Below are 11,534 nucleotides of genomic sequence, written 5' to 3' on the forward strand. Positions count from 1 at the left end.
AGTTACTCGAAACGCAGTTGCACATAACGCCAGGGTGCCAGCAAGACAGGGGTACACCGACCAAATGCCAAGCGGTACGCCAAATGACGACGCAAGCGCCGATAAGCGCTATGTCTACCACCTTGAGCAACTGTTTTGGCATTCGCAAAGTGTCGGACCGCCTGGGCGCTATCACCTTGAGTCACGGCCTCGGTATAGCCATCCAGAATATGCTGCATGCACGCAAAATAAGGGCGTAACTGTGCACTCTGGTAGCGCAATTGCCACTCCCGCAAAGCCTCCATATCTTGTTTTTTTGCAGCATCCGTAGCGAGCCAGACCATGGCTTCGTAGTTATCAGGCATATGCTCAAGCGAGCGATGGGATACGCTCGCGGCCAGTTCATCGCGCCCAAGCGCACGCAAACCCAAGGCCAGATTATTCAGCCCCCATTCGGGGATATCCGAACGCTGCGCCCAATCCGATAACCAATAAAGCATCGAAGAATACTGAGCCTGATTAGCCAATGCGTAGCTGGCCATGCCCCAAATCATGCCATCGTTGCACATCCCCTCACGGCAGGCCCGCAGTGTGCGAACCAGCAGGTGGCTGGCATTTTCACGCTCAGCCAGCAAATCCAACATGGCATGCTTTGCCGCATGCCTGGAATCGTTAAGCAGCAGCCTGCAAAACCCTTTCCACAGCGATCCAGGCCACCAACGAGCATCTTCGCGCTTTAACCAGAACAGCGCTGCAGCATGATGCAAAGCGCCTTCAGAAGCCGCCTGGTCCACAATGCCCCACAACTCAGGGTCGCGATCTGCTGAGGCAAACCTCTTGAGCACATCAGCCCAAGCCTCGGCGTTAATCGCATCCCGGCATAACGGATCAAGAGCCCGCCGCTTAAGTTGTTGATCGTCATAAGCCTGAGCGAAATCCAGGCCCCTTAAAAGTACCGAGGGCGGAGCAGGATTGGATACCTCCAGCAGGCGCTCCAATACAGAACGACAGTCATCGCGACGGCCGTACTTCAACAGCAAGTCGAACTCATTAAGGCCGGCAAAGCTATAACCGGGATCAAGGCTAAAAGCCTGTGAGAACGACAGTAACGCCTGCTCGCCATGATCATTAAGCAACAACGCATGGCCAAGAAAACCATGGGAAATGGCTAATTTAGGCTCCAGGCGCACCATCTCCCTGGCCGAGGAGACATAGTCGGAGTAATGACCGGCGTTATCTTGCCAATCAGCCAGCTCACGCCATGCATCAAAACTGTTTCTGTGGCGAGCAAGTAACTGCCGCAAGTCTGCCATCGCGGCATCGTGTTTACCGCTGTTATAGAGGGCCCGCGGCCCGAAAAGCGCTAACTCGACCGGAGTCGCGCCGCCCCAGCAGGGCGCCACCAGCAGCTCATGCAACTCCTCGTAACGCTCGGCTTTCAGCAGCAAATCCAACAGTTTTTCGTGTACGTCACGGTGGCGTGGATTGAATTTCAACGCTTCACGCAAGGCGCGCTCGCGCCCGGAACTGTCCTCTTCATGCTCAGCCAATGCCAACCAGGCATCCGCATCACCGGCGCGCGACACGACCAGTTCGCAAGCAAGCCGCAAAGGGTGCCCTGCATCGTCTAATGCTGCGCTGTAACGCCTTAACTGATTCCACACCCAGGCGTTACCTGGCTCATCGCGCAGAATACGTTCGGCCTCCAGAACAGCTTCGCCGTATGCCTCGCGCTCGCCTTGTACATAGCTCAGATAAGCGCGCAACTCGCTGTTGTCTGGTGCCCGGCTAAGCACACTGCGTAAGAGAGCCTCGGCCTCGCCCAGGTTATTTCCTTCATCCAGCAGGCTTTCCACATAGAGGCGAACAGTCGGTGTCCACAAGGGATTGATACGGAAACTATCTTGCAACGTCGCGCGGCACTCGATGAGTTGCCCCTGGCTTTTCTGCAGTTGGGCGCGCTCCAGTGCAAGACGAGGCATCAGTGGAAAGCGCTCAACGGCAGACTGCAAGAGCGCCTCGGCTTGTTCGATATGCCCCTGAAGGACCTGTTGACGAGCCACCACCACCCACAGCTGCCAAAGATCAGGGCGTTGCCGCAAGGCCTCGCCAAGCTGGTCTAACACTGCCTGCGGTTCCAAGAGCTTTTGCGCCTGCTGCTGATAAGCCAGCCAACCATCGCCAAAGGTCACTTGGCGAGTTAGCTCGACGTGGACGAAGTCCAAACACTGCACAGCATCGTCCTGGCTAGCACAGGTATCGAGCAGCATATTGCTGGCGTAATCATTGTCCGCACTGCGCTGTAGCGCTTGGCGAAAGGCCTCCTGAGCCGTCTCACGCTGCCCAGCCTGCAACAGAACGAAACCGTGAGTGGAGTGGCAGTAGGTATCCTGTGGATCAATAGCCAATGCCCGCACGCACATGCTCAGCGCCTCATCACTACGCCCCATCCGAGCCAAAACCACAGCTAACTCGCGCAACGCCCAGGCATTCTGCGGGTGGCTTTGGAGAAGGCGGCGCAAAGCAGACTCGGCGGCTTCGAGAGAGCGCCGCCGCGCCCGCTCAACAGCAAACTCAGCAATGCCGGCATGATGTTCAAAGCGCATGGCAAGCGCATCCACATACGTATCGACGGCGTCCTCGCCAGCCGACTGCCTCAATAACTGCGCATAAAGGCGATGCACTGATAGATTCAATGGCTCAAGTTCAGCCGCCTCCTGGCACCAGACCAGCGCCTGCTGAAGATCCCCTGCACTGCGCTGGCTGTAGATAACGGCAGCACGCAACCAAGCACCACGCCGGCTCAACGACTCGGCCCGCAACAGCAGCTGGTGGTTCAGTTCAAGTTCACCATTACGCCCATAAAAATCTGCCAGACCAAGCAATAGATCCGGGTCACGCGGGCGCAGCGTGAGGGCCTGTTCCAGCACCTGGCGAGCCGCATAAGCATCCCCCAACTCTTCAAGGCATTCGCTCAGAGTAAGGCTGGGGCCAGCAGCCAAAGCGCCTAGCTGCTGCTGACGCTGGCGCAAGAAGTGCAGCCCCTCCTCTGTGCGCCCCAGGCAACGCAGGGCACGAAGGTATTGGTTGCTGTAACCCTCGTTGGTAGCGTGCAGGCAGGCAGCAAAGCGATACAGCTCGCAGGATTGCTCGCGCATCCCCTCACCCCAGCGCAAGCTGGCCAAAGCGTTCCATGCCGGGGCCTGCCCTGGAGCCTGGCGCAAAGCATGGCTCAGCAGATACTGCACAGTGGCGCCCTGACTGCCGTCATCACCCAGTAAATTGGCATACCGGACAAGGATCAACGGATCGCTCCATCGCGCCTGGCAGTGCTGTGCCAACCATGCCAGCTGCACACCTCGCGACTGCAGTAGGCTCAGTGAACTGGCCTTGGAAAGAATCAGATTGGAATCATCTGGGAAGCGCTGCAATAACGCTTCAGTGGCTTCAAGCACTTGCATCTCGCGACCGTCATACCAGCCCAAGGCACGCTGTGCCTGGAGGCATAGACGGTGCTCTGCGGCAATGGCGCGCAATTCTTCGAATGCACTCAAGGCTTCGTCTCGACGATGCACCTCCAGGGCACTGAGCAGCCGGTAATAAATATCCCATAGCTGACTCTCCGCAAGCTCCAGCCCCTCCAATCGACTGGCCTGCTCAACGGGCAGCAGCAACATGCCACGGGGTCCCGAGGCACGCTGCGCAGTAAACAGACTCTCGCCCAGGCACTCGCCGAACTGCGGTAACCCAGGGTCGCGAATAAGCAGGGTTCCCCGCGGCTGGTCGTAGCCAACCACTGCTTGCAAGTGACCGCTGCCGGTGTATTGCACAGAAAGGGTGAAGGGCAGACCACGGTCAATCAGTGCGCAGCTGGTGGCCCAATCAGCAGTAAATTCACGCACCAACCAACCATTTCGTTCAGCCCAAGCACGTTCAGCCTGGTAAGAGGTGCCGTCGTAGCAGATTTCCTCGGCAACCTCCAAGTGAGTCACCGGCCGGCCCCAGAATACCGAGAGTGCAGTAAGCGTCGCCGGGGCGCAGGTCATATGGTGCTGCCGAACAAAACTCACTGGCAGTAAACATCGCCGCCCTTGTGGGTTTTCCAGATACTCAGCGACCTTACTATAGAAAGGTCCACCGGCCTCCAACGCCAACTGGCCCGCCAATGCGTAAGCACCACGCAGGCTAGCGATATCGCAGCGTCTGCCGGCGTACCAACGGCTCAAGCCTTTTTCCAACAGGGGTGATTGCGCCTCAGAACGTGCCAGCCAATGCTCGGCTTCGTTCAACTCACCGCACTCAATCAACAGGTCTACCAGTTGAGCGCACAGGCCACTGCTTTCACATTCCTGAGCCCCACTACGCAAGCGAGCCAGCGCCTGCTCCTCACGGTTGAGCTGCCACTCCAGCTGCGCCGCCTGGATGATCGCTGACCGTAAGCCAGGTGCCAGGCGCAGGGCCTGCTCGCAACAACCAAGCGCCTCAGTAAAACGGTCCTCCTGCTCCAGACAATAAGCACGCTCCACTAACAGCCATGGATCCTCCGGTGACAGGGCAATGGCTTGCTCGCTACATGCAGCGCTGCGGGTGAAGTCGCGCAACAGGGCAAACAGGTAGGCAGAAAAGGAAAGCCACTCGGCACGCAACGCTGGGGGCTCTGGCATCCAGTTGCCGAACTGTTGAAGAAAGCTCCACGCGCGAAACTGGCCGCGGCGTGCGAGCAGATAACGCGCGTAACGCAGACGCGTTTCAGCGGCTTCTGGATAACGTCGATAACCAAGATAGGCCAGGATATCGCCCAGCCGTGGAGCGCCAAGGTGAGCGGATAGACGCGAAGCCATCACCATGGCAGCAGGGCCCCGCCAATGACGGTAGTCCCCATGAACAGCTGCGAGCGCATGCGCCTGCTGGAAGAGCCCTTGATCAATCAAGGACTCAAGCTGCGCGAGTTGTGCGGGTTCCAGAAGGGTGACACTGGAAGCAATAGAAGACATCGGCCCATCCTTGGTCGTAGAAATCACTCACTCCACTCTATGTAGCAATTTCCAGCGTTTCAAGCCAGAAACAGAACCGAAGCGGCGCTCCACCTTAGCAAGGCAGCTCAGGTAAACTCTGTCACCCTTTCCCCTATCTGCTTTCCAGGTACTCCATGCCGATCCGCCACTGCATCGTCCACCTGATCGACAAGAAGCCCGATGGCACGCCCGCTGTGTTGCATGCCCGGGACACCGAGCTGGGCGCGTCCCAGGCCATCGAGAATATGCTCGCCGACCTCAACGAGAGCTATAACGCCAAGCAGGGCAAGGCCTGGGGCTTTTTCCACGCAGAGTCCGGGGCCTACCCCTTCAGCGGCTGGTTAAAGCATTACCTCGACGGCGGTCAGGATTTCGCCGCCTTTAGCCGTCAGGCGGTGGAGCAGCTGCAGAAGCTGATGGAGGAATCCAACCTGTCCACCGGCGGCCATGTGCTGTTCGCCCATTACCAGCAAGGCATGACCGACTACCTGGTTATCGCCCTGCTGCACCACAGCGAAGGCGTGGCGGTGAACGAGGCGCTGGACGTGACCCCGGCCAAGCACCTGGATCTGGGCCAGCTGCACCTGGCGGCGCGGATCAATATTTCCGAGTGGCAGAACAATGCCAACTCCAAACAGTACATCTCCTTTATCAAGGGCAAGAACGGCAAGAAGGTCTCGGAATACTTCCGCGACTTTATCGGCTGCCAGGAAGGCGTCGACGGCCCGGGCGAAACCCGCACCCTGCTCAAGGCCTTCAGCGACTTCGTCGAAAGCGAAGACCTGCCGGAAGAACAGGCCCGCGAGAAGACCAAGACCCTGGTCGGCTACGCCAGCAGCCAGGCCAAGCTGGGCGAGCCCATGACCCTCACCGAACTCTCGGGGCTGATCGATGAAGAGCGGCCCAAGGCCTTCTACGACCATATCCGCAACAAGGACTACGGCCTGTCGCCGGAGATTCCGGCGGACAAGCGCACCCTTAGCCAGTTCCAGCGCTTTACCGGGCGCGCCGAAGGCCTGTCGATCAGCTTCGAGGCACACCTGCTGGGTTCGAAGATCGAATATGACGAAAGCAGCGACACCCTGGTTATTCGCAACCTGCCGACGCAGTTGACCGATCAACTTAAGCGCCGCAAGGGCTGAGGCAACAGCCATGGCCCGTCTGCCCGACACCCTGCTGGACGCCTGCCTGTGTGACCCGGCGGCCCCCTTCGGGGAAGATCCGGCGCGGGATTTCGGCCTGGACAAATGCCGCGCCCAGCAGGCCATGGCCGAGCTGCGGCCCTGGCTTAACCGCCAGCAGCGCATGCTCTGGGCCAATCGCCGCGACGCCCTGCTGCTGATCCTGCAAGGCACCGACAGCTCGGGCAAGGACGGCGTCATTCGCCGGGTGATCAGCAGCTTCGACCCGCAAGGGCTGCGCATTCACAGTTTTGTGCAACCCGATGCCTGCGAGCTGCGCCATGACTTTCTCTGGCGCTACCAACGCCGCCTGCCAGCCCTCGGCCTGCTCGGGGTGTTCAACCGCAGTTATTACGAAGGCCTGATCAGCGACCCGCTGGATGGGCTGTGCAGCGCCGCCGACTTGCCGGCGCGGCAACAGGCGATTGCCGCCCTGGAAAACCAGTGGCCAGAGCAACGGCTGCATCCGCTGAAATGCTTCCTGCATATTTCCAGGGCTGAGCAGCATCAGCGTCTCAGCGAGCGGATTGAGAAACCCCACAAGCGCTGGAAGCTGCATGTCAGCGATTTGCAGAGCTACCGTGAATATGACCTGCGCCAGCAGCGCTGGGTCGAACAGCTAAGCGCCAGCCACAGCCCGGCAGCGCCCTGGTATGTGATCCCGGCGGATCATCGCTGGTTGCGCGACTGGCTGGTGGCGAGCCTGCTGGCCCGCGAGCTGGAAAACCTACAGCTGGACTGGCCGGACAGCCCGGCCCCGTTCAGCCTGGCAGAACTGCAACGCGCGCAGCTGACGTAACAGCCCCACGAGCCCAGAGACCAAGGAACGTCCATGAAGAAAATCACCCTGTTGCTGGCCTGTCTGGCGCTCTATCAGAACTGGGACAAACTGCAGAACTGGCTGCAGCCGGCGCAGGCCAATCGACCAGGCGAGGTGGTGCTGTACGCCACCCAGTGGTGCGGTTACTGCGCCAAGGCGCGCGAGCAGCTGGCGGCCGACCGGGTGGCCTACCGCGAAGTCGATATCGAGAAGGATGCCGCCGGCCATGCGCGCTTCAAGGCCCTGGGCGGGCGCGGCGTGCCCCTGCTGAATATCAAGGGCACCCTTATTCACGGCTACAACCCGCAGGCTATGCGCGCCGCTTACTGAAAGCCCGGCGCGCCCACCAGCCCGGCACGCCGCCTGTTGTTGGCGCTTACAACGCCCTGATGGCAAAACCCATACGCGGGAAGTGCACATGCACGGTGCCAGCGCGGGGATCCTCGCGGCGCAGGATCAGCTCTTCAGCGCCGCTGAATACCAGCTCCCCTTCCACCGCATCGACGCCGTAATCAATGGCGGAAATTGCCACCTGCTGGCCGACGGCAAAGCCATTGGGGTCGACCAGAGCCTGCTCCGGCAGAGCCGCCGGGCTGGCGTCGCGGGCAATGGCCACAGCCTCTTCGCCACTCATGTCGCTGAACGAACCGTGACCGAAATCCAGCACCCTGGCCAGCCAGGTGGCCACTGCCGGGTAGTCATCGACCAGCCCTGCGGTTACTGGAGTGCCACGCAGGAACCAGAGCGGATGGGCCATGGATATATCGGCAAGCGACGGCTCGCCGAACAAAAAGTCTCCCGCCTCGCGCTCAAGCTGCTGTTGCAGCCGCGTCATCAGGGTCGGCCACTGGTGCTTGGCCACTTCCAGCGGAATACGCGTGGCCAGGCCACCACTGAACAACGACGAACGATCAGCCACAAAGGTTTTGAGAAACTCCGGCGGCAGCTTGCCGAAGCGCGCCGCGATGGATTCTGGCTGGAACACCAGGCTTACCGCGTGCAGAAATACCTGGGTATCGGCCCACAGGGCGAAGCTGGCAACGTTGAATTCCTGGCCTTCCGGGAACAGCGCCGGGGTGGATTTCTCCGCCTCCAGGCGGCGGGCGATCAGCGCGGTGTCGCAATAGATATCGGCACCCACCTGCAGCACCGGGGTCTTGCGGTAACCGCCGGTCAGGGCGGTCAGGTCCGGCTTGGGCATGATCGGCGGGATCATCACCGAGCGCCAAGACAGCTGCTTGAAGCCCAGCATCAGGCGGGCCTTTTCGGCAAAGGGTGAAGTCGGGTAATGGTGCAGGATCAACTCATGCATAACGGGCTCCGCCACTGTAGGTAAGACCCCAGCTTAACCCTGCACAGCGCTGCGGCCTACCTGCCTAGGCTGATGGCGCGTTATCAGCCGCAGCGATAACAGCAGTCGCCAGGCGGTCTCTACACAGCGTAGATAAGCTCACCCTACCGACAGCTCTCGCAATGCAGCTGTAGCCAGAAAACCAGAGCGGGACGCATAGCGGTGATCTTTTTTCACCACATCATCAATGCGCTGCAACAGGTTTTCCGGCAGGGTGGCGTTGAATCTAACCGACTTACCCAGGTAGGGCGTCACGTCAAAATCGATGACAGCCCATACCCCTCCTGCATAGTCTGGATCAGCCAGATGCACGTCTACTTCTTGCGCCTGGGGTAATGCATCACCGTCAGCCACCAACCCTTCAAAGTGCAGGGCTAACGCCTCCTGCGCATTTTCCAGTGCCTGCGAAACAGTAGCTCCTGCCGAAAAACAGCCCGGCACATCGGGCACGACCACCCCGTAATCCGAATCAGCGTCTTTGTGCAGTACGACTGGAAATTTCATTTCCTGAACCTCTAACGATTTAACTAAGGGGCTGCGCCGTAGCAGCCCCAGATAACACAACGGGCCGAACACTTGAGAGGGGCTGCTGGCCTCACTTGAGACCAGCGGTTTTCAATATGCTATGCAGCGTCCCTTTGGGTATCTCCGACTTAGGGTGTGGAACCGTCACCCGCCCAGGCTTGGTTAGATGTTTGAACTGGTGGTGACTCCCCTTTACCGCCACCTCGTACCACCCATCCGCCTCTAGCAACTCAATCACCTCCCTGCTTCGCATCCGGCTGTCCTTTTCGCACACACATAATGTGTACAGTACACACTGAATAGATGATCGTCCACCTATCACCGCACGACACACACGGCCCCGCAAACCAACAAAAACCACTCAAGAAGGAAACCGAGGAGAGAACCGTCCCTACCACCACAGGACCTTGTGTGATTCTTTTGCGCGGACTCAGCGTAAGGAAAGCGACTTACGGCCAGCAGCATGAGGCTTGGCAGCCAGTCACGTGTTCAGGCAATGAAAGGTTTTACGTTGGAGTGAACACAGTGCAGCCAGCAACCAGCGCTTCCTTGGCCGCCTTGCCCAGGGCCTTGATCGCCCGCTCGCGGCGCAGGGCATCGCCCTTGCCGGCGCAGACCTCGGTGTAGACCAGCGCCTGCGCTGGACTGGAATGGAAAAAGCGCGCGCCCTTGCCGCTCTGGTGCTTGGCAAAACGTTTGTGCGGATCGTCGCTGATGCCGCAGTACAACGCGCCATTGGCCGCCCGCACCAAGTAGACAAACCAGGGTTTGGCAGCAGCAGGGGTATCGACACAGATTACGTCGGGCATCACGCAGATCCGCAGCCAGCAAGAAAGACCGCCGAGCTTAACAGAGACGCCCTCAGCGATTCTTCTGAAAGGCCGCCAAACCCTTGGCCGCCTGCTGGCGAATGGCGTTCTGCACCGGCGGCAACCAGCCCAGCAGGCGGCCTTTAGTACCCAAGGCCTGGGCGGCCCAGCGCCACAGGTTAAAACGGTCGTGATGCTCGACTATCTTGCCGTCGCGAAACACGAAACTGGCCTCGATATGGTTGACCACCGTCTTGCCGGTCTGGCTGAACACATAGGTGGCGACCCAGCGCGCCCGGCCAGAGTACTCGTCCGCCGCCACGCCCTCAAAGGTCAGGGAAAAGCCCTGGGCCTTGGCGCAGAGCATGCGCCACATATCACCGGCGTCCGTACCACGCAGATCGGTAAATACCGGATCGCTGAAACGCACATCCTCGGCATAACAGCTGGCCATGGTCTCGGCATCCAGTTGCTGGAAGGCTTGATAGAAACGCGTGATCAGTTCGGCGTTGGCATGGCGCATGGGGTATGGCTCCAGGTTGGGACTGGGTTGAGTATTGCGCTAAAAGCGCCTGCGTGCGATTGGCGCTAAAGACAATTTTGTGTCAATAATCGCCAAACTCTTTGCCCGGCCCACTTCCATGCCGAAGATCGCCCTGTACGTCTGCCCGCAAACCCGCTGCTCCAGCCTGAGCATGGCCATGGATGCCTTTGCCTTGGCTAACAGCCTGTCCGGGCAAGCCCAGTTCGAGCTACAGCGCTTTAGCCTGGATGGCCAGGCGGTCGATCTCGGCTTCGCCCGGGTTCGCGTCGACGGCGACCTGAGCCTGGCCGCCACGGCCGACTGCCTGTTGCTGCCGGCCACTGGCAGCGCCATCGATAGCACCCTGAGCAGCAATGCCGCGCTGCTACCCTGGCTGGCCCAGCGCCCGCCCAGCCAACAGCTCGCCAGCCTGTGCAGCAGCGCCTTTCTGCTCGCTGCCACCGGCCTGCTCGACGGCCGCCGCGCCACCACCCACTGGGCCCTGGCCGGGCAGTTCCGCCGGCGCTTCCCGCAGGTGGAACTGCAGATCGAGCAACTGCTCTGTCATGACGGCAACCTGCTCAGCTCGGGCGGAGCTCAGGCCGGGCTGGACCTGTGTTTGTACCTGATCGGCCAGCAGGCGGGGGCCGAACTGGCCCAGCAGGTGGCCAACGCCCTGGTCTTCGATAGCCAGCGCGGCAGCCAGGCGCGCTATGCGCCGCTGCTGCCCACCCAGCCCGTGCAGGACAGCCAGCTGGCCGCCTTGCTGCAATGGATGCAGCGCCACCAGGGCCAGAGCATCGATCTCAAGCGCCTGGCCGACCAGGCCAGTTGCTCGCCACGTACCCTGTTGCGCCGTTTCAAGGCCGGCACCGGGCTGACACCCAACGACTACCTGCAACGCCTGCGCATCAGCAGCGCGCAACAGGCCCTGCTCAACCCTGCCAACTCCCTGGAACAGATCGCCGCCCAGGTGGGCTACGCCGACCGCGCCACCTTCGCCAAGCTGTTCAAGCAGTTGTGCGGGGAAACGCCTGGGGCCTTTCGCCGGCGTATGCGCCAGACACCGTAAGACGCGCGGTACAAAGCAGTAGGGTGGACATGGCCAAGCCTTGTCCACCCCACTGCCCAACGGCGTACAAGCCTGCGGCATGTACGCCCTACAGAGTCGGTTCCGCGGGACAGTGCCCATCGGCATAGGGGACGGCCTTCACAGGCCGCTCCCCTGCCACACCACCCGGCATGCGGGTCCGCACCGGGCGGTTCGAGAGATTGAGGTTATGAGAGACGCACTAATCCCAGCCTGTCGAACCACGCAATATTAAGCACGC

Annotated in this window: 10 protein-coding genes; 4 read left to right on the forward strand and 6 right to left on the reverse strand. The window is 60.4% G+C overall.

The annotated features are described in order from the left end of the window. Positions 1 to 2: 2 nt before the first annotated feature. Positions 3 to 4,973, reverse strand: coding sequence for a tetratricopeptide repeat protein (locus VMP31_RS16060; protein WP_325508704.1), 4,971 nt, complete (start codon positions 4,971 to 4,973; stop codon positions 3 to 5). A 155-nt stretch (positions 4,974 to 5,128) separates the two neighbouring features. Here VMP31_RS16060 and yejK point away from each other — a divergent pair, with 155 nt between their 5' ends. Genes yejK through VMP31_RS16075 form a run of 3 tightly spaced genes read left to right on the forward strand, consistent with a single transcriptional unit; the run spans position 5,129 to position 7,325 of the window. Next, positions 5,129 to 6,136 (forward strand): nucleoid-associated protein YejK, encoded by a 1,008-nt coding sequence (yejK, locus tag VMP31_RS16065; RefSeq protein WP_325508705.1) that lies wholly within the window; start codon positions 5,129 to 5,131, stop codon positions 6,134 to 6,136. 10 nt (positions 6,137 to 6,146) lie between these two features. After that, positions 6,147 to 6,974 (forward strand): hypothetical protein, encoded by an 828-nt coding sequence (locus VMP31_RS16070; protein WP_325508706.1) that lies wholly within the window; start codon positions 6,147 to 6,149, stop codon positions 6,972 to 6,974. Positions 6,975 to 7,007: 33 nt separating this feature from the next. Next, entirely contained in the window at positions 7,008 to 7,325 is a 318-nt protein-coding gene (locus VMP31_RS16075) for a glutaredoxin family protein (protein WP_325508707.1), read from the forward strand. A 46-nt stretch (positions 7,326 to 7,371) separates the two neighbouring features. Here VMP31_RS16075 and VMP31_RS16080 read toward each other — a convergent pair whose 3' ends face one another. The 5 genes from VMP31_RS16080 to VMP31_RS16100 all read right to left on the reverse strand — a co-directional run bounded on the left by VMP31_RS16080 (position 7,372) and on the right by VMP31_RS16100 (position 10,203). After that, positions 7,372 to 8,307 (reverse strand): glutathione S-transferase family protein, encoded by a 936-nt coding sequence (locus tag VMP31_RS16080; RefSeq protein WP_325508708.1) that lies wholly within the window; start codon positions 8,305 to 8,307, stop codon positions 7,372 to 7,374. A gap of 138 nt (positions 8,308 to 8,445) precedes the next feature. Beyond that, entirely contained in the window at positions 8,446 to 8,850 is a 405-nt protein-coding gene (locus VMP31_RS16085; RefSeq protein WP_325508709.1) for a type II toxin-antitoxin system HicB family antitoxin, read from the reverse strand. A 91-nt stretch (positions 8,851 to 8,941) separates the two neighbouring features. After that, a complete protein-coding gene (locus tag VMP31_RS16090; protein WP_325508710.1) occupies positions 8,942 to 9,124 on the reverse strand; it encodes a type II toxin-antitoxin system HicA family toxin in 183 nt (60 codons plus the stop codon). 253 nt (positions 9,125 to 9,377) lie between these two features. Beyond that, the gene (locus VMP31_RS16095; RefSeq protein WP_325508711.1) at positions 9,378 to 9,680 is read right to left on the reverse strand and encodes a GIY-YIG nuclease family protein; all 303 of its coding nucleotides are present in this window, start codon (positions 9,678 to 9,680) and stop codon (positions 9,378 to 9,380) included. A 52-nt stretch (positions 9,681 to 9,732) separates the two neighbouring features. Continuing rightward, positions 9,733 to 10,203, reverse strand: coding sequence for a nuclear transport factor 2 family protein (locus VMP31_RS16100; protein ID WP_325508712.1), 471 nt, complete (start codon positions 10,201 to 10,203; stop codon positions 9,733 to 9,735). A gap of 118 nt (positions 10,204 to 10,321) precedes the next feature. Here VMP31_RS16100 and VMP31_RS16105 point away from each other — a divergent pair, with 118 nt between their 5' ends. After that, positions 10,322 to 11,275 carry a GlxA family transcriptional regulator gene (locus VMP31_RS16105; protein ID WP_325508714.1) on the forward strand — a complete coding sequence of 318 codons (954 nt, stop codon included), beginning with the start codon at positions 10,322 to 10,324 and terminating at the stop codon, positions 11,273 to 11,275. The last annotated feature ends 259 nt before the right edge of the window (positions 11,276 to 11,534 follow it).

This window comes from Pseudomonas sp., assembly GCF_035512415.1.
In the GTDB taxonomy this organism is placed as follows: Bacteria; Pseudomonadota; Gammaproteobacteria; order Pseudomonadales; family Pseudomonadaceae; genus Aquipseudomonas.

Excerpts from the sequence above, each read along its gene's own strand:
- VMP31_RS16060 (WP_325508704.1), bottom strand. The coding sequence starts at position 4,973 with ATGTCTTCTATTGCTTCCAGTGTCACCCTTCTGGAACCCGCACAACTC.
- yejK (WP_325508705.1), top strand. The coding sequence starts at position 5,129 with ATGCCGATCCGCCACTGCATCGTCCACCTGATCGACAAGAAGCCCGAT.
- VMP31_RS16070 (WP_325508706.1), top strand. The coding sequence starts at position 6,147 with ATGGCCCGTCTGCCCGACACCCTGCTGGACGCCTGCCTGTGTGACCCG.
- VMP31_RS16075 (WP_325508707.1), top strand. The coding sequence starts at position 7,008 with ATGAAGAAAATCACCCTGTTGCTGGCCTGTCTGGCGCTCTATCAGAAC.
- VMP31_RS16080 (WP_325508708.1), bottom strand. The coding sequence starts at position 8,307 with ATGCATGAGTTGATCCTGCACCATTACCCGACTTCACCCTTTGCCGAA.
- VMP31_RS16085 (WP_325508709.1), bottom strand. The coding sequence starts at position 8,850 with ATGAAATTTCCAGTCGTACTGCACAAAGACGCTGATTCGGATTACGGG.
- VMP31_RS16090 (WP_325508710.1), bottom strand. The coding sequence starts at position 9,124 with ATGCGAAGCAGGGAGGTGATTGAGTTGCTAGAGGCGGATGGGTGGTAC.
- VMP31_RS16095 (WP_325508711.1), bottom strand. The coding sequence starts at position 9,680 with ATGCCCGACGTAATCTGTGTCGATACCCCTGCTGCTGCCAAACCCTGG.
- VMP31_RS16100 (WP_325508712.1), bottom strand. The coding sequence starts at position 10,203 with ATGCGCCATGCCAACGCCGAACTGATCACGCGTTTCTATCAAGCCTTC.
- VMP31_RS16105 (WP_325508714.1), top strand. The coding sequence starts at position 10,322 with ATGCCGAAGATCGCCCTGTACGTCTGCCCGCAAACCCGCTGCTCCAGC.